Origin of the sequence: Cryobacterium zhongshanensis, assembly GCF_022760445.1 — a bacterium.
GTDB classification, from domain to species: Bacteria; Actinomycetota; Actinomycetes; order Actinomycetales; family Microbacteriaceae; genus Cryobacterium; species Cryobacterium algoricola.
Genome location: NZ_JALGAR010000001.1, coordinates 1,137,116 through 1,161,296 on the forward strand (window position 1 = coordinate 1,137,116; position 24,181 = coordinate 1,161,296).

General features: G+C 67.4%; 16 protein-coding genes and 1 tRNA gene. 15 read left to right on the top strand and 2 right to left on the bottom strand.

Annotated features, from left to right (window positions below):
* Positions 1-24: 24 nt before the first annotated feature.
* Positions 25-732 (top strand): type 1 glutamine amidotransferase domain-containing protein, encoded by a 708-nt coding sequence (locus tag MQH31_RS05180; protein ID WP_243011177.1) that lies wholly within the window; start codon positions 25-27, stop codon positions 730-732.
* 100 nt (positions 733-832) lie between these two features.
* Here MQH31_RS05180 and MQH31_RS05185 read toward each other — a convergent pair whose 3' ends face one another.
* Positions 833-1,879, bottom strand: coding sequence for an aminotransferase class V-fold PLP-dependent enzyme (locus MQH31_RS05185; RefSeq protein WP_243011678.1), 1,047 nt, complete (start codon positions 1,877-1,879; stop codon positions 833-835).
* Positions 1,880-2,019: 140 nt separating this feature from the next.
* Between MQH31_RS05185 and MQH31_RS05190 the strand changes: the two genes are divergently transcribed.
* The 7 genes from MQH31_RS05190 (at position 2,020) to MQH31_RS05220 (ending at position 9,497) form a co-directional block, all read left to right on the top strand.
* Positions 2,020-2,952 carry a LysR family transcriptional regulator gene (locus MQH31_RS05190; RefSeq protein WP_243011178.1) on the top strand — a complete coding sequence of 311 codons (933 nt, stop codon included), beginning with the start codon at positions 2,020-2,022 and terminating at the stop codon, positions 2,950-2,952.
* Positions 2,953-3,019: 67 nt separating this feature from the next.
* Positions 3,020-4,576, top strand: coding sequence for a glutamate--tRNA ligase (gene gltX / locus MQH31_RS05195; RefSeq protein ID WP_243011179.1), 1,557 nt, complete (start codon positions 3,020-3,022; stop codon positions 4,574-4,576).
* A 117-nt stretch (positions 4,577-4,693) separates the two neighbouring features.
* Positions 4,694-4,765 (top strand) — tRNA-Gln (locus MQH31_RS05200).
* A gap of 432 nt (positions 4,766-5,197) precedes the next feature.
* Positions 5,198-6,226, top strand: coding sequence for a lipase family protein (locus MQH31_RS05205; RefSeq protein ID WP_243011180.1), 1,029 nt, complete (start codon positions 5,198-5,200; stop codon positions 6,224-6,226).
* Positions 6,227-6,494: 268 nt separating this feature from the next.
* Complete coding sequence (locus tag MQH31_RS05210; protein ID WP_243011181.1) at positions 6,495-7,391, top strand: hypothetical protein; 897 nt, start codon at positions 6,495-6,497, stop codon at positions 7,389-7,391.
* A gap of 142 nt (positions 7,392-7,533) precedes the next feature.
* Complete coding sequence (locus tag MQH31_RS05215) at positions 7,534-7,878, top strand: hypothetical protein (RefSeq protein ID WP_243011182.1); 345 nt, start codon at positions 7,534-7,536, stop codon at positions 7,876-7,878.
* A 416-nt stretch (positions 7,879-8,294) separates the two neighbouring features.
* A complete protein-coding gene (locus MQH31_RS05220) occupies positions 8,295-9,497 on the top strand; it encodes a CaiB/BaiF CoA transferase family protein (RefSeq protein WP_243011183.1) in 1,203 nt (400 codons plus the stop codon).
* Here the strand turns inward: MQH31_RS05220 and MQH31_RS05225 are convergent.
* Positions 9,494-11,071, bottom strand: a complete 1,578-nt coding sequence (locus MQH31_RS05225) for a PucR family transcriptional regulator (protein WP_243011184.1) — start codon at positions 11,069-11,071, stop codon at positions 9,494-9,496. The genes MQH31_RS05220 and MQH31_RS05225 overlap by 4 nt on opposite strands.
* 115 nt (positions 11,072-11,186) lie before the next feature.
* Here MQH31_RS05225 and MQH31_RS05230 point away from each other — a divergent pair, with 115 nt between their 5' ends.
* The 7 genes from MQH31_RS05230 (at position 11,187) to MQH31_RS05260 (ending at position 24,178) form a co-directional block, all read left to right on the top strand.
* Complete coding sequence (locus tag MQH31_RS05230) at positions 11,187-12,560, top strand: aminotransferase class III-fold pyridoxal phosphate-dependent enzyme (RefSeq protein WP_243011185.1); 1,374 nt, start codon at positions 11,187-11,189, stop codon at positions 12,558-12,560.
* A complete protein-coding gene (locus MQH31_RS05235) occupies positions 12,557-14,113 on the top strand; it encodes an aldehyde dehydrogenase family protein (protein ID WP_243011186.1) in 1,557 nt (518 codons plus the stop codon). The genes MQH31_RS05230 and MQH31_RS05235 overlap by 4 nt, the downstream gene beginning before the upstream one ends.
* 94 nt (positions 14,114-14,207) lie before the next feature.
* The gene (locus MQH31_RS05240; protein WP_243011187.1) at positions 14,208-15,437 is read left to right on the top strand and encodes an acyl-CoA dehydrogenase family protein; all 1,230 of its coding nucleotides are present in this window, start codon (positions 14,208-14,210) and stop codon (positions 15,435-15,437) included.
* 58 nt (positions 15,438-15,495) lie between these two features.
* Complete coding sequence (locus MQH31_RS05245) at positions 15,496-16,881, top strand: MFS transporter (protein WP_243011188.1); 1,386 nt, start codon at positions 15,496-15,498, stop codon at positions 16,879-16,881.
* 142 nt (positions 16,882-17,023) lie between these two features.
* Positions 17,024-17,302, top strand: a complete 279-nt coding sequence (locus MQH31_RS05250) for a cupin domain-containing protein (RefSeq protein WP_243011189.1) — start codon at positions 17,024-17,026, stop codon at positions 17,300-17,302.
* 380 nt (positions 17,303-17,682) lie between these two features.
* Positions 17,683-20,772: a DUF6603 domain-containing protein gene (locus MQH31_RS05255; protein WP_243011190.1), complete on the top strand. Its 3,090-nt coding sequence runs from the start codon at positions 17,683-17,685 to the stop codon at positions 20,770-20,772.
* Positions 20,773-20,776: 4 nt separating this feature from the next.
* Positions 20,777-24,178: a hypothetical protein gene (locus MQH31_RS05260; protein ID WP_243011191.1), complete on the top strand. Its 3,402-nt coding sequence runs from the start codon at positions 20,777-20,779 to the stop codon at positions 24,176-24,178.
* Positions 24,179-24,181: the final 3 nt, after the last annotated feature.

The window sequence follows — 24,181 nt, forward strand, 5'->3', positions numbered from 1 at the left end:
TCACAATTCGATCCTGGGAGAACCATGAATCACGTACTCTTCGTGGTCAGCGCAGCTGACCACTGGACCCTCAACGACGGCACCCTGCACCCGACCGGGTACTGGGCCGAGGAACTCGCGGAACCGCACCGGCTGTTCAGCGAGGCCGGCTGGTCCATCACCATCGCGACTCCGGGCGGGGTGGCGCCCACGATCGACCGGGGCAGCCTCACCGCTCAGGCCGCGGGCGGCGAGGACCGGGCCGCGGAGATCGTGGCCTACCTCGGCTCGATCGGCGAGGAACTCGACGCCCCGCGCAGCATCGACGACATCGTCGTGGCTGACTACGACGTCGTCTTCTACCCGGGCGGTCACGGGCCGATGGAAGACCTCGCGGTCGACGCGACGTCCGGCGCGCTCATGACGGAGGCGCTCGACACCGACCGGATTCTGGCCGTGTTGTGCCACGCCCCGGCCGCCCTGCTCGCCGCGAAGCGTGCGGACGGCAGCTGGCCGTTCACCGGGTATCGCATGACCGGGTTCACCAACGAGGAAGAGGTCATCGGGGGGCTCGCCCCCAAGGCGCCCTGGCTGGTGCAGACCCGCCTGGTGGAGCTCGGAGCGGACTTCGTCGAGGCGGCGCCGTTCACCGCGCACATCGAGGTCGACCGGAACCTCTACACCGGCCAGAACCCGGCATCCTCCGGCGAGCTCGCGGCCCGGATCATCGCGGTCGTCGCTGCCAAGAAGTAGCACCGCGCGCACCTGAGGTGTCGCAGATCGAGGTTCCGCGGGCACGCGAACGTCGATCTGCGACACCTCACTTCGTGGGTGTGGGCGTGGGTGTGCGGCGTCAGTGGCCGAGGGCGCGGAGGGCGTCTTCAACGTCGTCGGCATCGTTCCAGAGGTGGAAGGCCACGCGAGCGCGTCCTGCCCGACCGGATGCCGTGAGTCCGGCGGCCGTGAGGCGCGCGAGGTCGGTGCCCGCGGCATCCGCCCACGTGACGACGGCCTGGCCGGCCTGTTCGGCCGGGTCGATGCCGAGGCCGGCCCGGAAGGCGTCGGCGAGGCCCACGTCGTACCGTCGCACCTCGTCAAGATCGAGCGTGCCGAATAACTCGAGCGCGGGCTCCGCACCGACCCAGGCCGTCCACGCCGGCGACACGTCGAAGCGGCGGGCGTCGGCCGCGAGCCGCATGCCCGGCCCGTAGCAGGAGCCCCAGACGTCCTGTCCGGCGTACCAGCCGGCCTGGGCCGGGCGCACGACGGCGCCGAACCGCTCGGCAACGGTGAGGAAGGCGACGCCCCGAGGTGCGCACAACCATTTGTAGGCGTGGCAGATCGTGGCGTCGAAGACCGAGGCGTCCACCGGCATCCACCCGGCTGCCTGGGTCGTGTCGCACAGGGTGAAGGCGCCATGGCGGCGGGCAGCGGCGAGGATCGCGGTCGTCTCGGCGACGGCGCCCGTCGCGGACTGGACGAGCGACCAGGAGACCAGCCAGGTGTTGCCCGTGATGCTCTCGGCCAGGTGCGCGAGGGGAACGTGCCGCACGGTGACGCCGCGGTGGGCCTGGTTCAGGAACGGGAAGACCATCGAGCTGAAGTCGCCGTCGACACAGAGCACCTCTGCCCCGTTCGGAACGCTCGCGGCCACGAGCCCCGCGAGCACCGAAGCCTGGGAACCGATCGCCACCCGGCTCACCGGTACCGCCACGAGCCGCGCGTAGGCGGCGCGCACCCGTTCGACGACCGCGGCATACCCGGCGGCCGAGGCCGAGCCGCTTGCCCAGGCGTCGAGGTCGGCGCGGAGGGCCGCGACCGTTCCGGCCGTCGGCAGCCCGAGCGTGCAGGCGGCGAGGTACCCGCGACCGCCGGGGAACTGCGCCCGGGCGGCGGCGATACCCAGTTGCGGACGGGCGATGCGCGAGCGGGTCGTGTCGGGGGAGTCTGGGCTGGTCACTCCACCAGCATCCGCCGCCGCTAATCATTCGACAATCGCCAGTGAGTGATGGAACTCATAACCTCGGGTTATCCTTGAGGATGCCTGCCACCGATTCCGGCCTCGACTCCCATGCGCTGCGGGTCGTTCAGGCCCTCGCCGAGCACGGTTCCATCACCGCGGCGGCGCGCGCCCTCGGCTACAGCCAGCCCGCGGTCAGCCAGCAGCTCAAACGACTCGAACAGCGGGTGGGGCTGGCCCTGGTCGAGCGGGTTGGCCGTGGCGTGCGCCTCACCGAGGCCGGCCGGCTGCTCGCCCGGCACGCCCGCACCGTGACCGGAGCCCTCGACGCCGCCGCAGGCGACCTCGCCGAGCTTCAGGGCCTCCGGGCCGGCCGGGTGCGGGTCGCCGCGTTCCCTTCCGCGTCCGCGACGATCGTGCCGCGCCTGCTCGCCGACCTGGGGAGGCGGCATCCGGGGCTCTCGATCACCTACGTCGAGGCGGAACCGCCGGAGGCCGTTGCCCTCGTCCGCGAGAACCGGGTCGACCTCGCCCTCACGTTCAGCTACCCCGGAGACCTCGTCGACCCGCACAAGGACAGCGCGGAAGGGCTCTCGGTCGCGACGCTCGGACGGGACGAGGTGCTGCTCGTGGTTCCGGTCGGCCACCGGTTGGGCGATGCGGAGTCGATCGACCTCGGCGATCTCGCGGGCGAGCGCTGGATCGGCGGCTGCCCGCGTTGCCGCGGCCACCTGCTCGAGCTCTGCGAACGGCGCGGATTCGTTCCGGACATCTCGTACGAAACCGACAACGTCGCCGCTGTCTTCGGCATGGTCGCCGCCGGGATCGGCGTCGCCGTGCTGCCGTCGCTCGCGGTCGACTCCGTCGGCGCCCGGTCGGGAGTGCTGATCCGGCCGACCCGGACGGGCGAGTACCGGACCCTGCACGCCGTCACCGCAGACGGGGCCACCGGCGTGCCGGCGCTCGGGGAGACCCTCCGCGCACTCACGTCGCTGACGGCATCCGCCCGATAGCGCCAGGCCCGCACCTGTCCTTGCCCGCCCACCCGCGTGATCCACGCGCCAAGTAGACTCGATACCGATGTCTGAGACCACTGTGTACCCATTTTCCACCGCGACCGGCACGGATGTCCGCGTGCGGTTCTGCCCCTCACCGACCGGAACCCCGCACGTGGGTCTCGTTCGCACGGCCATGTTCAACTGGGCATACGCGCGGCACACCGGCGGCACCTTCATCTTCCGGATCGAGGACACCGACCCCGCCCGCGACAGCGAGGAAAGCTACCTGCAGCTCAAGGACGCACTGCGCTGGCTGAAGCTCGACTGGGACGAGGGTGTCGACGCCGGGGGACCGCACGGGCCGTACCGCCAGTCCGAGCGCTATGACATCTACCGCGACGTCGTCGAGAAGCTCAAGGCGTCGGGCCACATCTACGAGAGCTTCGCGACCGGCGAGGAGATCGAGGCCCGCAACGTGGCCCTCGGCCGCGACCCCAAGCAGGGCTACGACAACTTCGAGCGCGACCTCACCGAGGAGCAGCGCGCCGCCTATCGCGCCGAGGGTCGTGCGCCCGCGCTGCGGCTCAAGGTGCCGGACACCGAGATCAGCTTCGACGACCTGGTCCGCGGCGAGATCACCTTCCCGGCCGGCTCGTTCAGCGACTTCGTCGTGGTGCGTCCCAACGGGCATCCGCTCTACCCCTTCGTCAACCCCGTCGACGACGCGCTGATGGGCGTCACCCACGTGCTCCGCGGTGAGGACCTGCTCTCCTCCACGCCGCGTCAGATCGCGCTCTACCAGGCGCTGATCGAGATCGGCCTGACGACCTTCATCCCGCGCTTCGGCCACCTGCCCTACGTGATGGGCGACAAGAACAAGAAGCTCTCCAAGCGCGACCCCGAGTCGAACCTGTTCCTGCACCGCGAGCGCGGCTTCATCCCCGAGGGGCTGCTCAACTACCTCTCGCTGCTCGGCTGGTCGCTCTCCAAGGACCAGGACGTCTTCAGCGTCGACGAGCTCGTCGCGGCCTTCGACGTCGAGGACGTCAACCCGAACCCGGCGCGCTTCGACCTCAAGAAGGCCGAGTCGATCAACGGCGACCATATCCGCCTGCTCGAGCCCGCGGACTTCGCCGCCCGTATCGTCCCCTACCTTGTCTCCGCCGGGGTCGTCGACCTGCCGCTCGGCGACGCCCGCGAGGCCGTGCTCACGGCCGCCGCGCCGCTGATCCAGGAACGCATCGCCCTGCTGGGCGAGGCGCCCGGCATGCTCGGCTTCCTGTTCGTCACGAGCGAGGCGCTCGTGCACGAAGCGGATGCCCTCGCGAGCCTCCCGAAGAACGCCGCCGAGATCCTTGCGGCGTCTGTGACCACCCTCGAGAGCATTCCCGAGGCCGAGTGGACCCACGACCGCGTGCACGAGGCGCTGGCGACGGCTCTCATCGAAGGACTGGGGCTCAAGCCCCGCGTCGCCTTCGGTCCGCTGCGCGTCGCAATCTCGGGCCGCAAGGTGTCGCCGCCGCTGTTCGAGTCGATGGAGATCCTCGGCCGCAGTGAGTCGCTCGCGCGACTGGCGCTGCTGGCCGGCAGCCCGGCGGTGGTCGGCAGCCCGGCGGTTGTCGAGGGCCCGGCCGCCTGAGCGCGACTGCCGTGATTCGCGGCTCACGACCCGCCGATGTGGCGCTCAGTTTGGCCAGCATCCGCTCTGTGGGTTAGAGTTACGAGTCGGCCGATCTTCGGAGAGGCTTACGGCCAATGGGGTATGGTGTAATTGGCAACACGACTGATTCTGGTTCAGTTGTTCTTGGTTCGAGTCCAGGTACCCCAGCTTAAAACCCCTGTGTTTCCTAAGGAAACCAGGGGTTCTTTTGTATCGTGACCAGAGTCTTCCGCCGCACCTGCCGCACCTGCCGCGGCGGGCGCCAAGAGCCCCTGTGGCCATCGACCTCCCAATAGACAACGCCATGCTCGGGACAGCGAACATTTTCGTCGCCAATCGAAGGCTAGGGAGCGGCACCGTGCTTGGACCAGTTCTGGCCTTGCATTTTTCCTGTGTCTCATTTTTTCGCTCACCTGAGAGTGTCGAGCCCCAAATTTGGGGGCTGGTCGCCAGTTCGCCTGCCCGATTGGATATGGTCAGCGTTCGGAACTCAGAGTGCACTTTTGCCGTTCGCCGCAGGAATGCAGGCTCGGTGTTGTGGACTTCATTCATCTGCTTGGGGGGAATCAATTGCGATGGTCTTTGTCCGCATACATTTGATTGACAGCGCTGATATTCGTCAACCTGGTTGTGCCAACCGGTACGGCGCATGCAGCTTCAGAGCGGCCGTTCGGCGAGTGCCCTGCTGTGAATTACGCACCGAGTTGCGGCATTGAGCTGCAGGTCGGCCAGGACGGTTCAATCGGTGTCGCTGTTGACAATTCGGTGGGCTCCTACGACGGTGCGGACGACACGTTGGTCGGCATCGTGAACAACTCGCTGGTGCCTGTGAGCGCTATCACGGTCACGGGACCAGGATCTGGTCTGGCCGGTTTCGATGGCGACGGCCTGTGTGCCTATAGCGGTTGCAACTATGGACCCACGGATTATGAAGGTCCCGGTACATCGTTCGTGACGCGCTCGAATCTGCCCGATTCCGCTGAGGTCGATTTCACTCCGGCGCTGGCTCCCGGAAGCACGGCGTACTTCTCCTTGGAAGGTGCTTTGCAAAGCGCACAACTGACCGCGAGAACGGGGGCCATCCAGGGAAAGAAGTCCTTGATCTTCGTCCATGGAATCAATGAGGAGGCGCAATCGAAAACAGCCTTCACCGAGTTCCCCTCGATCTTCAGTCGCGTCGGAAATGTCGTACTGGAGGGTTTTGTCTATTACGAAGACGTGGCCCAGGGCAATGTGGCGAATGGTTTGGGTGCTTGCGGATCGGGGTTGCCTCTGAATGTGGTCGAGAAGGCTGCTGCGGTCGGGATGCCTATCTCTGGGAGCCACGATTTTGGCTCGCCAAACTGTGATGGCTCGAGCTCGATCGGGGTCAACGCGATCAAGCTCGAGGAACAAATCAAAAAGGACTTTGAAGACAGCGGGAATCAACCTGTGATCTTGGTCGGGTACAGCATGGGCGGCAGCATTATTCGTGGAATGATCGCCTACTCGCAGCTTGCTGGGGACCACGTCGCCGAGAAGATGATCGATAGTGTGTCATTCATCCACGGAGTACAGCAAGGCTCACCACTCGCAAACGCGGGAGCCATCCCACCGATACGCCTCTGGAGGGCGGCCAGAAATTCCTGAACGGAGCGCCTGGGGCGCAGAACTGGGAATTCACCCAACTGCACCGCTACTACTGGGATCCGGTGTTTCCAGCGAGTCAGGGCATCGCGTATGGACAAGCACTCTTCTCTGCGCCTGAGCAGCACCTCAATGTGCGATTTGCCCTTGACCAGACTCTGGTCACCGATTGCCGAGACCATTCCACCGTCAGCGCGGACGAAGAGCTGGTTCGCCTGCTCAACGGCCGTTCCTCCGGCATCCCCTACAACTGCAAACCGTGAGGATCACCATGAACAAGAGCACCCGTTTCATCCTGGCCGGCTTCGCCGCGCTGGGTCTTGCCTCAGCAATGGTGGTCAGTACGCTCCCTGCTGGTGCGGAGGCATCGGTCAATTTCGGGGATCCCAGCGTCGGCTTCCGGGACCAGCAAACGGGCGCGTACTTGCGGATCGATCTTGACTCCACCGATGCGGGTGCCGGCGGCTTCTACTTCAGCGCACCGGGCGTGGGCTTGGTCGTTCCGGCCGCACCCGCTACCTTGGACAAGCGAAGCAGCAACGACGACTCCCGTGATGACGGTGGTGAGTCCAACGAGAAGCACGACGCACAATTTCGATATGAAGGCCCGGCCGCACAGTACGCGGCCGCGCCACTGGCCGGCGATATTAGCGAACCTGCTCCCAGCGGGCCGTCCACCGCGACCACTGTGCGCGTGATCGGGCATGCTGACACTGCCAAGCGCACCGCAAGCGTGGAAGTGTGGATCGGCAAGAAGCACTTCAACCTCAAAGCCGCGCCCGCCCCACGCACCGCCGGGAAGGTGATCACCTCGGTGATCACCGCGCTGAAGGCCACCGATTTGGGCGCCATCTACGATCTTGGGGATCCGAGTCTGCGCCACGGTCTCACGAAGGCTCAGTTCATCACAGCGATGAGCGCTTCCAAGAGTGGCAGCGTCACCGCGATCACCGCGACCGGGGCGACGAGCTATGTCACGACGAGCGCCGGAGTGGACTTCGCTCTCGTGCCAATCACATTCGCGTACACGAAGGACGCCACCCCGAATGAAGTGAACGCACACCTGCGCCTGATCTACACTGGCGGCCAGTGGCGGTACATGACCATGCAACCCGACTCGACGCCCGCGAACTACGACACCACCGCACCCGACCCTCAAGCCCCCTGATATTCGCGTTCATCAATCAGAAGTGAGAGGAAGGCCAATGATGGACAGGCACCGTGTCGCGGCTGGAGTGGTCGTGGCCGCGATCTGTGGGCTTATCCTGACCGGGTGCGTGCCCGGCGGATATTCCGTGGAGACATTGTCCATGGAGCCTGAAGCAGCGTTGACCTACCCCGGCAGCACGGAAGTGACGACCGATAAAATACCCGGTCGGGTCCAATTCGGACTGGATGGCGGGGACGTTGCTGCCACTGGAATATCTGCTACCACGACGCATACGCAGCTCGAGGTGCTCGACTATTACACGCACGCTCTCGAAGCAGATGGGTGGGACCAGATCCTGGACAATCCGGGCATGTTGCTGCCTTCTGGCGCGCGCGGTCATTCAGTTCTTTGGTGGAAGACCGGGCCGAAGCTTTCTTATTCAGTTCTCGTCTGGGCCGAAGGCGAAACCACAAAATACAGCACAGAAATTGAAGCCAGACGATAATGGATCCCTCAAGAATGCCTCGCCTCACCGGGTTTGCCGTGACTCTGGGTATCTCTCCTCCGTCCTCTGTGCGCGAGATGGCGCTGGACCCACAGTCATAGAGTTGGTCGCATGGAGACCATCGAGAAAGCAACGGAGTTCCTCACCGCGTAACGGCTCGCCGCAACCGGAGTATCTCACAATGCCGAAGGGCATGGCAGCAACGTGATCTACCAGCGGTTCGACGGAGGTCGTGCCGGCGAGTGTGTCGCTTCGCCCGAGTGCCTGGGAATTTCCGCGTGAATCCACGACTCGACAACGCTTCCCTCAGTGCAGACATGTCCTGGCTGTGGATGATCCATCCAACGAACCGGCTCTGACTCGCCACTAGATTCGGGGAGCCTGAACATCAGTGGAACTGAGCCAACGGAGCACGAGTGCAGAATCAGATCGCAGACAGCCGGAGTCCCACCTCAAAGCCGTTGGATGGGATCCTGGTCGCGGACTTCTCCCGAGTGCTGGCTGGTCCGCTCGCCACCGTGATGCTGGCCGACTTGGGAGCCCGGGTGGTCAAGGTGGAACGACCGGGAACGGGCGACGACACGCGCGCGTGGGGCCCGCCCTTCTCCGCAACGGGGGCCACCTACTTCGAGAGCGTCAATCGCAACAAGGAATCCCTCTGCCTCGACCTCACCGACGACGCAGACCTGGCCGTCGCACGCGCTCTCGCGGTCAAGGCCGACGTGCTCGTCGAGAACTTCAAGCCCGGCGGGATGGACCGGCTGGGCTTGGGCTATGACAGCCTCAAGGAGGAGAATCCGGGCCTCGTCTACGCCTCGATCACCGGGTTCGGCAGCGCGGGCGGGGCCGACTTGCTCGGCTACGACTTCATGGTGCAGGCGCTGGGCGGGCTGATGAGCGTCACGGGGGATGAGGGCGGCCCGATGAAAGCAGGAGTCGCCGTCGTCGATGTGCTCACCGCCAAGGACACGACCATCGGCGTGCTCGCCGCCCTGACCGCCCGCGCGAGCACCGGGCTCGGGGCTCGGCTGGAAATGAACCTGCTGTCGAGCCTGCAAGGCGCGCTCGCGAACCAGGCGCAGGCATACCTCGGCGCGGGTGTGCTTCCCGGCCGGATGGGCAACCGGCATCCGTCGATCGTGCCCTACCAGCTGCTCGCCTGCGCAGACGGCCCACTGGCCGTGGCCTGCGGAAACGACAGCCAGTTCGCCAGGCTTGCCCGCGTGCTCGGCGACGAAGGACTCGCCGTCGACCCGCGGTTCTCGAACAACTCGGCCCGTGTGCACCACCGTGAAGAACTCGTGCGAATCCTCGAAGCTCGCCTCGCGGAGGCCCCGGCGCTGTCCTGGCAGAAACGACTCACGCGCGCCGGCGTGCCGGCCGGCCGGGTCGGCACAATCGCCGAGGGCGTCGAGCTCGCCGAGTCACTGGGGCTGGAGCCGACGATACAGGTGCACGATGCATCCGGTGTCGCCGTGGGCCGCCAGATTCGCCACCCCGTCAGCTGGACGCCGCCGTTGGCGCCGCGCAGGAGCGCGCCGCCGGCCCTCGGCGAGCACAGCGACTCCATTCGCGCCTGGCTCACCGGCACTGAGGGACTCGTCGGAACCCCGGGCTAAGCCGGTTGCACCGGCCGGGTGGTGACACCGCGCAGCGCCAGCCAGAGGTTCGCCGCCACATCGGGATCGTCGAGGTCCGCGTCGATCAGCCGGGAAGCGATCTCGATCCGGTGCCGCAGGGAATTGCGGTGCACCTGCAGGTCGCGGGCGGTGGTCTCCCACTGCCCTCGATGCCGCAGGTAGCAGCGCACGGTCTCCACGAGATCCGCCCGGGTATAGACCCTGAGTTCTTCGACCCAGAGTTCGGCCCGCGGGTCGAGCACGTTCTCCACCGGCACCAGCGTCCCCGACGCTGCCCGCCGGCACGCCCGGCCCACCTCGACCACGATGCTGGAGAGCTGGGCCAGCGTCACCGGGCCGCTGATCGCAGCCTTGAGCAGGCCGAGGGCGGCAGGCGGCAGCCGTCCCGGAACGGTCACCGCCTGCGCCGAGTGCGGTGCCCCGGCCGGAGCGGCGGCGGCGCCAGCGGCGTCGTGAGCGGTTTTCGGCACGTCCACGATCACGTAGTCGAGGCCGTCGAAGGTGCAGCGCAGGCTTGAGTGCCGGATGCTCTTCCGAAGCTCGGATGCATCCTCCCGCCCCGCCATCGAGGCGATCGCGTCGGCCAACTCCTCGGTCGAGAGCAGGTCCGCCTGCTCGCCGGTGACGGCAAGGACCCGAACCCGTTCCGTCAACGGGGGCAGCCCCAACTCTGCCGCGACAAGGCGCGAGGCGTCAATGTGGCCGTGCAAGAGAAGGGTCGCCGCGGTTCCGCCCAGGATCGCGTTGGCTCGCCGGACCTCCCAGCCCTGCTGCGCCGTGATGGAAAGCAGCATGCAGCCGGTCAGCATCAACTGCCGGTCCGACGGGCGGAGCGCCCGCCCGGCTCCGACCGCGAGGAACCCGGCGGTCCGCCCGCCGGCCACGATCGAGTACTCGACGACGTCCGTTCCCAGCAGGGGAAAGGTCGCGGCCGCATGCGTGCCGGCCAGGTTCAGCCGTGCCGTCTCCTCGCGAAGCTTCGGCAGCACCCGGCTCTCGTTCGCCGGCCAGAGGGACTCCGGAGTGCCGTCGGCCGGCAGGTACGCGGCCCAGCCGCCCAGTGCCTCGGCCAGGACCCTCACCACGGATGCCGCCGCTCCCGGCTGCGTGGCGGCGCGCGCGAGTGAGGTCTGCAGGCCCAGGTTCGCGGCGAAATCGGCGTGCTCGGTGCGGCCCACAAGATCCCAGTAGGCCCGGGACACCTGCAGAAAGGGGGTCCCGTCCGGAACGATCAGCAGGGCCAGTCCCTCCGCCCGGCACGCGTCGGCGAGGTGCGGCGGAACGTGGTCGGTGCCCGCGCCGAGGCCCAGGCCCAGGGCAGCCACCCCGTGATCGACGAGCCGCCGCACGTACCGGCTCACGTGCTCGTCGGTTCCGGCCAGGGGGATTCCCGTGGTCAGCAGCAGTTCCCCGCCGCCCAGATACGGCGTCGGGTCGGTGAGCTCGGAGATATGGACCCCCGTGAGGTCAAGCCGTTCCGGTCGCCCGCCGCCGTCCGACTGGAGGTCGCGGCCGAGTCGTTCCTGCAGCTGCGCGAGGCTGATCGTCACCATGGGAATCCTGTTCGACTCTGAAAGGCCAATGTTCTGGATACTATAGCTAATTTCCTGAGCTTTCTTGGACGATTCATACGATGTCAAGCGGCGTGGTCTCGCCTACGTTTGGGCGATGGACACCGCGACCGTTCCCCAGACCAGACTCCTCCGCACATCCATCCCGGGTCCCCGGTCCCGTGCGCTGCATGCCGAGCGTGTGCGGCAGGTTTCGAGCGGGTTCGGGATCACCCTGCCCGTCTTCATCGAGCGGGCCGAAGGCGGCATCCTGCAGGACGTCGATGGCAACCGCATCATCGATTTCGCCTCGGGCATCGCCGTCACCAGCGTCGGAGCGGCCAACCCGCTCGTGCAGACCCGCGTCAGCGAACAGCTGGCCCGCTTCACCCACACCTGCTTCATGGTCACCGAGTACGACTCGTTCACCGCGGTCTGCGCCTGGCTCAACGCTCGTACTCCCGGCGATTTCGAGAAGCGCACGGCGCTGTTCTCCACCGGTTCCGAGGCCGTGGAGAACGCCATCAAGATCGCCCGGGCCGCAACCGGCCGGGCGAAGGTCCTCGTCTTCGACGATGCGTACCACGGTCGGTCCCTGCTGACCATGGCCATGACCGCCAAGGAGAATCCGTACAAGATCACCTTCGGGCCGTTCCCCACCGAAATCGTGCGCGCGCCGATGGCGGCCCCGCTGCGCTGGCCGAGCGGCGCGGAGAATGCCACGGCGGAGGCGCTCGCCCGGGTGGAGGCGATCCTGGCCGAGCAGGGCCCCGAGACTTTCGCCGCCATGGTGATCGAGCCCATCCAGGGCGAGGGCGGCTTCATCGTGCCGGCCCCCGGCTTCCTGGCCGGGCTGCGGGACCTGGCGACCCGCCACGGGATCGTTTTCGTTCTCGATGAGGTGCAGGCCGGCATGGGAGGTACCGGCACGATGTTCGCCAGCGAGCACGAGGGCGTCGCCGCGGACCTCCTCGTCACGGGCAAGGCGCTCGGCGGCGGGCTGCCGCTGACCGCCGTGACCGGCCGCGTCGAGCTGATGAACGCCGTGCACGCCGGGGGACTCGGCGGCACCTACGCCGGTAACCCGCTTGCCTGCGCGGCCGCGCTCGGAGTCTTCGAAGCCTTTGAGAACGGCGACCTGCTCGCCGGGGCACTGCGGATCGAGAGCGCAGCCCGCCGCATCCTGGAGCCGCTCGTGGCCGAGGATTCCCCGATCGTCGACTTCCGCGGGCGCGGTGCCATGCTCGCGATCGAATTCGCCGACAGGGCGACCCTCGAGCCGCGTCCCGAGCTCGCGACCGCGGTCGCCGCGCGCTGCCACAGCGAGGGTGTGCTCGTGCTCGTCTGCGGAACCTACGGCAACGTCATCCGTCTGCTTCCCCCGCTCCTCATCGGCCAGGATCTCCTCGACGACGGGCTCCTCGTGCTGCGGAGAGCCGTCGAGTCCGTCCACGCCGAGCAGTCCGTCGACGCCGGGGCGGTGCACGCGTGAGCGGGCCCGCGGCAGCAACTGCCGGCCGCGGCGTCGACCCGAGCTTCGACCCGCGCACGGGGAAGCAGCACGGCAGTATCCCGCATACCGCGCCCGAGCACGTCGCCGAGATCCTGCGGCGGGCGCAGGGCGCGGCTCCCCGCATCGCCGGCACCAGCCCGGCGACCAGGGAGGCCTGGCTCGCCGCGATCGCGGAGGCCCTCAGCGCCCACGAAGACGAACTGGTGCATCTCGCCGGCGAGGAGACCGGCCTCGGCGCGGACCGGTTGCGCGGCGAACTCGCCAAATGCGTCGCCAGCACAGTCTTCTACGGCGCGGTCGCGGCCGAGGGCAGCTACTTGGACGCCAGCACCGAGGGCATCGGCGGCGAATCCACCCTGTCAGGGTGGAACATCCCGGTCGGCCCGGTCGCCGTGTTCGGGGCCAGCAACTTCCCGTTCGGGTTTGGAGTGTGCGGCCACGACGTGGCTTCGGCGCTCGCTGCAGGCTGCCCCGTCATCGTCAAGGCGCACCCGGCGCACCCTCGCCTCAGCGTGCGGCTGGCGGAGCTTGTCTCCGACGCGCTCGATCGGGCCGGGGCTCCCGTGGGCAGTTACGCCCTCGTCGTCGGCTTCGACGCGGGACTCCAGCTCGTCGACGCCGCGGAGATCACCGCGGTCGCGTTCACCGGCAGCCAGGGCGGCGGGATGGCGCTCGTGGCACGCGCCGCCGCGCGCGGCGTGCCTGTCTTCGCCGAGATGGGCACCGTGAACCCGGTCTTCGTCACGACGGATGCCGCGGCCGACAGCGCCGGGATCGCGGCCGGCTTCGTCGGCTCCTTCACCCTCGGGGCAGGCCAGTTCTGCACCAAGCCCGGGCTACTCTTCGCGCCCGCCGGCGCCGGCATCTTCGACGCCGTACGGGCCCAGCTTGGGCAGGTAGCCCGGGTACCGCTCCTGACGGCAGGGATCGCGCGTGGCTACCGGACGGGCCTGGCCGGCCTCGCGAGGGCAGCCGGGGTCACGACCGCTGAGGCGGCCACCGCCGTGGCCACCGGCGCCGCGACGGACACCCCCGTCGAGCTCACCGACGGTTACGGGGTCGACCCGCAGGTCTTCCTGGTGCGGCTGGAGGACTTCCACCCCGGCTCGCGCCTGCTGGAGGAGTGCTTCGGCCCGGTCGCGCTCATCTGCGAATACGACGATGCAGCGGGGGCGCTCGATGCCCTCGCCCGGCTGCAGCCCAGCCTGGTCGCCTCCGTCTTCACCGGCGGTCCCGGCGACCCGGAATCGGCGGAGGTCGTCGCCCGGCTGCTCGGCCAGGTCGGCCGGGTGGCGTTGAATGCGTGGCCGACCGGAGTGGCCACCAGCTGGTCCATGCAGCACGGGGGGCCGTGGCCGTCCACCTCCCGGTCCGATGCGACCAGCGTCGGCGCGGGCGCGCTGGACCGATTCGTACGGCCGGTCGCGGTGCAGAATGCCGATCCGGCGCACCTGCCGGCGGCCCTCCACCCCGACAACCCGTGGCGCATTCCCCGGCGCATCGACGGCCGCCTGACACTGCCCACCGGCTGACGCCGCACGCACAGACACCGCACGACCACACGCCACACGCACCAGACACCAGAGGCGCCCTGACTTCCGGCTCCACCCGACGAAAGCGAATCACATGACTGATCTCTCGACTCAGCTCGAACCCGCACTGTCCGACTCTCCCGCCGGCCTCGTCGCCGCGCCCCCGATCGACACCTCGGACCTGATCGACATCGACTCCCTGCTCACCGCCGAGGAGGTGACCCTGCGCGCTTCGGTGCGAGCCTTCGTCGATTCGACCATCAGGCCGAACATCGCCGGCTGGTACGAGAACGCGGTCTTCCCCCTGGAGATCGTGCCCGAGATGGCCAGGCTGGGTCTGCTCGGAATGCACCTGAAGGGCTACGGCTGCCCCGGCCGCAGCGCCGTCGAGTACGGGCTGGCCGCGCTGGAACTCGAGGCCGGGGACTCGGGCCTGCGTACCTTCGTGAGCGTGCAGGGATCGCTCGCAATGAGCGCCATTCACAAGCACGGCTCGGAAGAGCAGAAGAACGAGTGGCTGCCGAAGATGACGGCCGGAGAGGCGATCGGATGCTTCGGGCTGACCGAGCCGAACTCGGGTTCCGATCCCAGCAGCATGACAACCTTCGCCCGCCGTGACGGCGACGACTGGGTGATCTCCGGCACGAAGCGCTGGATCGGGCTGGCATCCGTCGCCCAGGTCGCCGTGATCTGGGCGATGACCGACGACGGGGTGCGCGGATTCGTCGTGCCGACCGAGACGGCCGGGTTCACGGCTACCGTGATCGGCCCGAAACTCTCCATGCGGGCCTCCATCCAGTGCGAGATCGACCTGGACAACGTGCGCCTGCCCGCCTCGGCGATGCTGCCGAAGGCCAGGGGGCTGGGCGGCCCGTTCGCCTGCCTGAACGAGGCGCGCTACGGCATCATCTGGGGTGTCATGGGTGCGGCGCGTGACAGCTACCTCACCGCACTGGCCTACGCCGGCGGGCGGATGCAGTTCGACAAGCCGCTGGCCGGCTACCAGCTGACCCAGCAGAAGCTCGTCGACATGGCGCTGGAGATCAACAAGGGAACGTTGCTCGCCCTGCACCTCGGCCGGCTCAAGGACGCCGGAACACTGAAGCCGCACCAGATCTCCATCGGGAAGCTCAACAACACACGTGAAGCGATCACGATCTGCCGCGAGGCTCGCACGGTGCTGGGCGGCAACGGCATCACGTTGGACTACTCGCCGCTCCGCCATGCGAACAACCTGGAGAGCGTTCGCACCTATGAGGGCACCGACGAGGTGCACACGCTCGTCATCGGCAACCACATCACCGGAATCGCGGCTTTCCGCTGAGCTTTCTTCCCCGGTCCCACCCGTACCGAACACCCCACTCATCATCAAAGGAGATCGAATGAGCTCGCTGTCCATAATGGACGAGGCCCCAACCTCGAAATTCCACCGGAAGCTTCTGATCGCTTGTTGCGGGGGACCGTTCCTCGACGGGTACATCCTCAGCCTGATCGGGGTCGCCCTCGTCGGATTCGTCGCGGATTTCCCGGTGAGCCCCGTTCAGGTCGGCCTGATCGGGGCGGCATCACTGATCGGCATGTTCTTCGGGGCCATCGTCTTCGGCACCCTCACCGATCGCATCGGCCGCGAGAAGATGTACGCCGTCGATCTGATGGTTCTCGTGGGAGCCTGCTTCCTCACCGCGTTCGTCCAGGGTCCGTGGCAACTCATCGTCCTGCGATTCATCATCGGTCTGGCCATCGGCGCGGACTATCCGATCGCCACGTCGCTGCTCACCGAGTTCACGCCCGTGAAGAAGCGCGGCTACATGATCGGCCTCTCCGCCCTCGCCTGGGGGCTCGGCGCGATGACCGCCTTCCTGGTCGGCTGGGTGATGGTCACCGCTTCCGGCGGCTACGGCCTGTGGCGGTGGATGCTGCTCAGCGGCGCAATCCTCGGTGTCATCGTGGTGGTCATTCGTCGCGGCATCCCCGAATCGCCGCGCTGGCTCATCCAGAAAGGCCGGATCAGTGAGGCCCACGACGTGATCGAACAGGTCTACGGCCACCGGGACGTGTCCCTCAGCACGGTCAACACCGAGGACAGGACCCTGCCCACCCTCGAAGCTCTCCGCCTGGTCCTGAGCCGGAAGTACCGCAAACGCGTGATCATGTGTGGCGTGCTGTATTTCGCCCAGATCACCCCGCAGTACGCGATCTACATCTTCGGCCCGATGATCCTCCTGTCCTTCGGCCTCGAGGGAGGCAGCCTCGACATCATCGGGACGGCGGTGATCAGCCTCCTCTTCGTCATCGGCAATGCGGCGGCCCTGAAGCCGGTCGAGACCCTCGGCCGGCGCCCGATGACCGTCATTCCTTTCGCCCTCATGGCGATGCCGCTGCTGGCGCTCTGGCTGCTTCCCCACGGGCCCGTGTGGTTCGTCATCCTGGCGTTCTGCTTTTACGCGTTCGTCTCCGGCGGTCCCAGCTTGATGGAGTGGATCTACCCGAACGAGCTCTTCCCGACCGAGATTCGTGCGACCGCGGTCGGCATCGTCGTCGCCATCAGCAGGATCGGCGCGGCCACGGGCACATTCCTGATGCCGATCGGCCTGGACCACCTGGGCGTCAGCGGGGTCATGCTCATCGGGGCGATCCTCACCGTGATCGGCTTCGTGGTCACCTACGCGTGGGCGGTCGAAACCAAGGGGCGTTCGCTGGAGGACACCTCGTCGATCCCGATCATCCTGCCCGAACAGCTGCGGGACGCCAGGGTGGCGGACAGATAGGCCCACAGCCGCACGGCGCCACCCGAGGTGAATTCACCCGGTCGGCGCCGCTGCTGCGTCTGCACACGGAACCGCGTGCACGCCCAGGCTCCGCCATCGATGCCAGGGAACGCACCACCACGACGAAGAACAGGTGAGCATCATGGCAATCGCCGAAACGCAGATCGACAACGGAATCTTCAGGGTGACGAAGTGGACCATCGCGCCGAATGACGGCATTCCCATGCACGTGCACGAGTTCGAGTACGTGGTCGTGCCGCTCGTCAACGACAGCATGCGGGTGCTCAACTCCGATGGCTCGGAGGTGCTGGCGGAGATTCGATTAGGGGAGAGCTACACCCGCCCGGCCGGCGCTGAGCACACCGTAGTCAACCCCGGGGGCAACACGATCGAGTTCGTCGAGATAGAGAAACGTCTCTAGCTGCCGGCATCGGCGGAGACGGCGAGCTGATCCTGCAGGGCGAGCGTTCTTGCCTGGGCCGAAGGCGAAACAACGAGACGCGGCACAGAAATTGAAGCCAGGCGACAACGGCCCCCTCAACAAACCTCTAGACGCTCGCCCTGCCCCGGGTCTATGCTCTTCCGCAGATCAGTTCTCAGCTCCCGCAACGTCGCGCCACTTGACCACCCTGAACAACTGAATTCTCGCGATGCCCGCTGTGTTCGGGTGTCCTCCGTCCGCGCCCCGAGTCCGCGTATTCAGGGGTGAGCGCCCGGAGCCGAAACGTCCGTAGGACGTGGACCGACGCACGAAACCAGGATCGCAGGCCAGCGCGGCTCCTGAACACAAAGTGGGACACGATGACCGACATCGGAACCGGATTCCTCAACGGGATTGAAGCATTCGCCAATTCACGCCTCGGTGCCCTGAGCGGCACGTCCTTCAAAGACACGGTGCCGTTCCTCGAGTCGATCGTCACGTTCGGCGCCGTCGGCGACGTGAAACCGACCTTCGACAAGCTCAAGGCGGACATCAAGGCCGCCGTCGCTCTGGTCGAACCGATTGCCGACAAGCTCAAGAAGCAGACCGAGCTCATCGCCAAGATGGTGAAGGAGTCGGCAGACGACATCGACAAGGACGACTTCAACGTCGATACCGCCGCGAGGGTCGCCGTGCGCATCGGCATGGCCCTCGCCGCCATGGACGAGGCGTTCAACATCGTCGCCAAGGAGCTGGCCAGGAAGGCGGACGGCACCGTCGACGAGGCCATCCGTTCCGGTCTGATGGACGTGTGGAACCCGTGGGCGCAACCGTTCAAGAATCTCGGCGCAGGTTCCGGCAAGCTCCTGAACAGCTTCGGGAAGAACGTGCTCGGTGTCGATGACCTGGTGAAGAAGCTCGGCGACAACCTCGCCCTGGACCGCACCGACGGGAAGTTCCTCCTGGCTGCCACATTCCTCCGCTCCGGCCAGGTGAAGCTCGGCGCGATGACGCTCGACCAGGTCACGTTCGAGGCGTTCCTGCAGTTCAGTGACCGCGAGATCGCGAACCCCACGGCCGAGGAGAAGACCAGGCTGCTCGAGCGTGACGGAAAGTGGTTCCTGGGCGATGTGGCGATCCTCGGCTTGCGCTTCCGCACCATCCTTCAGCCCGGCCTCACGAGCGACCCCTTGCTGGCGAAGGTCATGCCGGGCTCGGAGGACCCGAAGGCCACGACTCTCACGACGGTGTCGCTCGATACCGGACAGGGGTTCTACCTCGGAGACGGCCGCGGCAACGAGAAGGCGGTCCTGCCCACGCGTTTCTCCTTCCCGGGGGTCGAACTGCGCGAGGTGGCGTTCGGGCTCGTGCGCAACCCGGCCCGTGAGGTCACCGGATTCGAACTCACCACGTCCATCGCGGCGAAGCTCGGCGATGTCATCGGGCTGCAGATCGTCGGCTCCGGTTTCGTGGTGACCCCCGAGGGTCAGGCCGAGCAACAGGCCGTCTTCAACCTCCCCGTCTCGCCGCGCTGGCCAGATGCGATCGGCCTGCGAGTGAAGGCGGGCCCCGTCACGGGTGGTGGGTTCATCCAACGCGTCGAACGCACCTACAAGGTCGACGGGCAGGATGTGAAGCGGGTCGAGTTCGGCGGGGTCGTCCAGCTTCAGATCCTCAAGTTCGGCCTGTCGGCCATCGTCATCCTCTCGCCGGATCCGTTCTCCATCGTGCTCGTCATCGGCGTGCGCTTCCCCGTTGCGATCGACCTCAGCATGGGATTCACGCTGAACGGCATCGGCGGCATCCTGGCGCTCAACCGGGGTCTTGACCTCGAAGAGCTGCGCTCCGGGATGAAGGAGCACATCCTCGACAAGATGCTGTTCCCCGACAACCCCGTCGCCGAGGCGCCGAAGCTGCTCGATAAGGTCGCGCACGTGTTCCCGCCGAAGGACGGTGGCTTCGTCTTCGGCCCGATCGTCGAACTCGGCTGGGGCTCGCAGGCGAAGTTCGTGGAGATGAAGCTCGGCGTGGTGCTCGCACTTCCCGATCCGATGATCGTCATTCTCGGCTCCCTGCGGGTGCGGGTGCCGACGAAGGAGGCGCCGATCACCGACATCCGCGCCGACGTCTTCGTGGCCATCACCCCCGACTACCTGCTGCTGTTCGCGAGCATGCGCGACTCCACGGTGGCCGGCATCAAGATTTCGGGTGACCTCGGCCTCTACATCCAGTGGTCGGGCACCGGAGCGTTCGAGTTCTCGGTCGGCGGCTTCCACCCGGAGTACGAGAAACTGACGGGCGGCAAGCCGAAGCTCGGCGACATGGACAGGGTCACCATCGACCTCTCGCCGTCCAAGGCGATCAGCTTCGTCATCAAGGCGTACTTCGCCATCACGGCCGGCTCGGTCATGCTCGGCGTCGACGGGCGCCTCAACGCAGACTTCTCCGTCATCGTGGCGAAGGCCTGGCTCACTCTCGACATGATCTTCATCTGGGCACCGCGCTTCGCATTCAAGATCACCATCGAGGTGGGTGTCGAGGTCGAGCTGCTCGGCTGCACGCTCTGCTCCATTGTTTTCCGCGGCTCGCTCGAAGGCACCACACCGTTCCGCCTGGCGGGCCACATCAAGGTCGATGTCTGGTTCCTTCCCACCTTCGACGAGGACCTCGGACCCGTCGAGTGGGGTGAGAAGCCCACGCCGATCACCGCAACGGTCGATGCCCTCCAGATCGCCGCAGCGGCGATGAACGAGCCAGACGCCTGGAAGGTGCAGCTGCCCGACCACGCAGCGCAACTCGTCACCCTGGCCGAGGTCGACGACATCGAGGGCCGCGTCGCGCATCCGCTGGCCGGACTCGAGGTGTCGCAAACCCAGGTGCCCTTGGGCGTCGCGATCGCCCGCATCGGCTCGGCAGCAGTGAAGGCCGACATGGTGACCATCGGCACGCCGACCGCGAGCCCGGACTCCGGGCTCGTCGGCGCTGTCAGCGAACTCAAGACGGCGTTCGCGCCCGGGCAGTTCTTCGCGCTCGAGGGCGAGTCCCTGCTCGCCCGCTCGGGCTTCGAGGACATGACCGGCGGATGCCGCATCGCCGCTGCGACCACCCCGAAGGTCGGAACCGCGACGCCGGCGACGGTGGCCTATCAGACCTACGTCCGCAATCCCGACGAGCCGTCGGCGATGATCGAATTCACGGGGGCGTTCGCCGTCATCTCCAGCTCCTATGCCACGAAGACCAACGTGGGCAGGGCTGTGCGCGAGGTCGGGAATCCCTACACGCAACCGGCTCCGCCGAACGCCGGCGTCACGGTCTCCGACAAGGGCACGTCGACGATCGCGGATGCCGCCACCGGCGCCACGCTGCTCGCCGGCCTCGGCGAACTGAGCGCTACGCAGGCGGCGCTCGTGACAACCGCCGTGAACATCGAGAGCGCCGCGACTGCGACGCGCATGATCGTGAAGGGGTGACCTGATGGCCGACCTGGATGCCATCGCAGCGAGCGTCATCGCGCCGCTCGACCGTACCGCCACCCACGTGGTGCGTGACGCCTTCGCGCTGATGATCGCTCCGGAGGACGAATTCGACGAGAGCGCCGTGGCGATCGAGTCGCTTGAGTTCGCATCGACCGTCGTCGGCGGCCTCGCCGCGGCGGCGAGCGCTCCGCCCGCCGGCAGCGTGCGTTCCAGCTCCCGGTTGGAGGTGCCCCTGGCCGACAGCGCCGGGGGGACGGCATCCGCAGCCCTCTCGGTGACCCTGTACGGTCCGGGAGACGTGCGGGGCATCGACCCGGCGCAGATCGTGCGGCGCTTCCCCGCACCGGGCGCCCGCACGGCCGAGGAGACCGTGCTGGCCCACATCGAATTCGATCGCCCCGAGTTGCCCTGGGCGTTCAGCGCCGCCCAGCAGGCTCCCGTCATGCGTCCCTGGCTCACTCTTGTCGTGCTGGAGCGCTCGACGGTCACGCGCGAGCCGGCGACCACCGCACTGCTCCCCGTCTTCCAGGTGGCGCTCGCGCAACTGCCCACGCTCACCCACGCCGACCTCTGGGCGCATGCCCAGGTGCCGGCCACGACGTCGGGGCAGGACCTCTCCGCCCGTTTCTCACCGGCGCACGCTCCCGTCAACCTGTCTCGGGTCATCTCACCGCGCATCCTGAAGCAGGACACCGACTACATCGCTGCCCTCGTGCCGACGACCGACGTGGGAGTTCGGGGAGGCCTCGGCGTCGCGGGCGGCACCCTCGACCCGGCCTGGACTAGTTCCTCACCCGACCCGATGCGCCTTCCGGTCTACGACAGCTGGGAATTCCGCACCGGTCCCGACGGCGACTTTCGTTCGCTCGCGATCAAGCTGCAGGGCATCGCGGCACCCTACGAGGTCGGGCGGAAGTTCATCGACACGTCGCAACCGGGCAAGCCGCTGCGGGCGCTCGCTGCCGACGAGGTCGGGCGCAAGCAGGTGCTGCGCTGCGCCCTGTTCTCGCCAAGCGCACCGTCGACTCCTGAGCAGCAGATCGCGGAGACGGCGGTCTGGCCTGACGACATGGTCGACGACCTGCGCGCCGAACTCGATCTGCCTGCCGCCATCGAGGGCACGCAGAAGCAGACGGACGGTGTGCCCGACCTGCCCATCATCGGGCCGCGCATCTACGCGAAGCTGCACCGTGGCAGCGCCGTCATCGAGGGCTCCGACTGGTTCGCCGAGCTGAATCTCGCTCCCGTGAAGCGCATCGTGGGCGGACTCGGAACCCGCGTGGTGCAGCGGGACCAGGAGCGTCTGATGCAGTCGGCGTGGGCCCAGCTCGGGGAAGTGGAGGCGGCGAATCGCGCCATCCGCCTGGCCCAGCTGGCTGAACTGCTCGCGACCAGACTCCACGGCAGGCTCGGTGAGCTGCAGGCCGGGCACCTGCTCCAGGTCGCCGCTCCTCTCGCCACCCGGATCTCGGTCACCGCGGGCAGCACGCTGTTCGCCGATGTGGTCCTGAGTGCGACCCCCGTCGCAGCGACCGAGAGCGCCTTTCGAAGGGTCACCCGACCGGACGGACCGATGATCCGGAGAACGGATGCCGCCTCCCGTCAACGCGCCGGCAACGTCGTGGGAACCGACGGGGGACTCCGCGACTTCACCCGGGTGTACGCGAACCCCGAGGGCATCGGGCGACTCACGGCCGACGTCGTCGCCCACCTCGACCTGCAACTCGTCAGTGCGGCGATCGGCGCTCCTGTCGACACCATTGGCGGCCTCTTGAAGGACGCGAACGCACGCGTCGAGGGCACGGGCGGCTTCGCCACCTACCTCACGGAGCCGAGTCGCTGGAGTGCGGTCGACACCGGCTTCGACCTGGGCGCGGACATCGCCACCCGGTGGAGCGAGAGGCTGCTGCGCTCCTCGTCCGTTCCCGCGATCGAGTCCATCCGCGCCCAGCGCATCGGCCCGCTCGCTGCCGAGCTCTCGCTCTCGACAGCGACAATTGCGAGCCCCCTGCGCGAGCGCCTGAAGGGCAGGGCCGTGAAGCTGAACGACCGGGTACTGGTCGATCTCGGGGTCTTCGATGTGCACCCGGTGGACGTGCACCCTGTGGATGTGCACCCGGTCGACCTGCACCCCTTCGAGGTCGGCCCGATCGTCGCACCGTTGAACCCGCGAGCGCCGATCATCAGGCGATCACCCATCGGCGGCGCCGTTGGCCGGCTCCCGCAGGGCGGCGGTGCGGTGCGGGTTCCGCTCGGCGGCGGTGAATTCCGTCGCGTCCCGGTCGACGGCCGGGTGCTCATCGGCGGACGCGGACTCAGAGTCATCGACGCGCAGCGCCTCACGAAGCTCGGTGGCCTGAGGGACGCGGCCGAACTCGATGCCGGGCTGGCACAGTTCGCGGCCCTGGCCGAGGTGAAGCTCACGCCCGCCCTCGACCGCATCAACGAGCTTCCGCTCGACGTGTTGCGCGCCGAGATGACCTCGCTCATCGATCCAGGGGCACTGCTCACGATCGATCCCGTGCCGCACCGCGACACCCTGGCCGTCGCATCCGCTGCCATCGCCACGGCGATCGATCCCAGGCACACCGTGCGCTCGTCCCTCGCCGGTCGACTTCACCTCAGCAGCGGCCTCGCCGATCGCTGGTTCGCCCAACCGCGGATCGCACCGATCATGGCGTCTCCGCGTTTCGACCGGCCGATGTACCGCGCACTCGAGGAATACGACCGGGAATGGCTGGTTCCCGGGCTCGGCCTCCTGCCGGCCGACGACTTCGTCACGGTGCTCTCCACCAACAGTGAATTCATGGCGGCGTTCTTCGTCGGTCTGAGCGACGAGATGGGGCGGGAGCTGCTCTGGCGAGGATACCCGACCGACCAGCGCGGCACCTACTTCCATCGCTTCTGGAACCCGAAAGCAGACGAGCTGGCGACGCCCATCCACCTGTTCCCCGCGACGCCCCTGGCATCGCAGATTTCCCTCGGTGGCGGCGACGGCCGCGCAGTGATCGTGGTCAAGAGCGAGCTTGTGCGGCGATTCCCCGATCTCATCATTCAGGCGGTGAAGAACCAGGGGACCGTGCGCGATCCGGTCTTCGAGAAGGTCGGCTCGCCGCAGCAGACCGCCCGCGTGCTCTTCTCCGAGGTGCTCGATCCCGACATCGCGCTCGTGGGCGTCGACCTTTCCGTCGACGAACTCGACGGAGAGCAGTGGTGGATCACCATCGCCGAGCATCCCAGCGCCACCCGATTCCAGCGACCGGCCGATGCCCAGCTGCCGGCAGACCAGAAGCACCTCACCGACACGGCAGCGCATTCCGCCGCCTATGCCGAGAAACACCTGCACCGGCCGGTGCGAGTCGCGTTCCAGGCGACGGACCTCATCGTGAGAGAGGCGTAGACC

What these genes read in the sequence shown, in the direction of transcription:
- MQH31_RS05225 (WP_243011184.1), bottom strand. Translation starts at nt 11,071, where the DNA reads ATGGTGACGATCAGCCTCGCGCAGCTGCAGGAACGACTCGGCCGCGAC.
- gltX (WP_243011179.1), top strand. Translation starts at nt 3,020, where the DNA reads ATGTCTGAGACCACTGTGTACCCATTTTCCACCGCGACCGGCACGGAT.
- MQH31_RS05240 (WP_243011187.1), top strand. Translation starts at nt 14,208, where the DNA reads ATGACTGATCTCTCGACTCAGCTCGAACCCGCACTGTCCGACTCTCCC.
- MQH31_RS05260 (WP_243011191.1), top strand. Translation starts at nt 20,777, where the DNA reads ATGGCCGACCTGGATGCCATCGCAGCGAGCGTCATCGCGCCGCTCGAC.
- MQH31_RS05180 (WP_243011177.1), top strand. Translation starts at nt 25, where the DNA reads ATGAATCACGTACTCTTCGTGGTCAGCGCAGCTGACCACTGGACCCTC.
- MQH31_RS05215 (WP_243011182.1), top strand. Translation starts at nt 7,534, where the DNA reads ATGGAGCCTGAAGCAGCGTTGACCTACCCCGGCAGCACGGAAGTGACG.
- MQH31_RS05255 (WP_243011190.1), top strand. Translation starts at nt 17,683, where the DNA reads ATGACCGACATCGGAACCGGATTCCTCAACGGGATTGAAGCATTCGCC.
- MQH31_RS05230 (WP_243011185.1), top strand. Translation starts at nt 11,187, where the DNA reads ATGGACACCGCGACCGTTCCCCAGACCAGACTCCTCCGCACATCCATC.
- MQH31_RS05190 (WP_243011178.1), top strand. Translation starts at nt 2,020, where the DNA reads ATGCCTGCCACCGATTCCGGCCTCGACTCCCATGCGCTGCGGGTCGTT.
- MQH31_RS05210 (WP_243011181.1), top strand. Translation starts at nt 6,495, where the DNA reads ATGAACAAGAGCACCCGTTTCATCCTGGCCGGCTTCGCCGCGCTGGGT.
- MQH31_RS05245 (WP_243011188.1), top strand. Translation starts at nt 15,496, where the DNA reads ATGAGCTCGCTGTCCATAATGGACGAGGCCCCAACCTCGAAATTCCAC.
- MQH31_RS05250 (WP_243011189.1), top strand. Translation starts at nt 17,024, where the DNA reads ATGGCAATCGCCGAAACGCAGATCGACAACGGAATCTTCAGGGTGACG.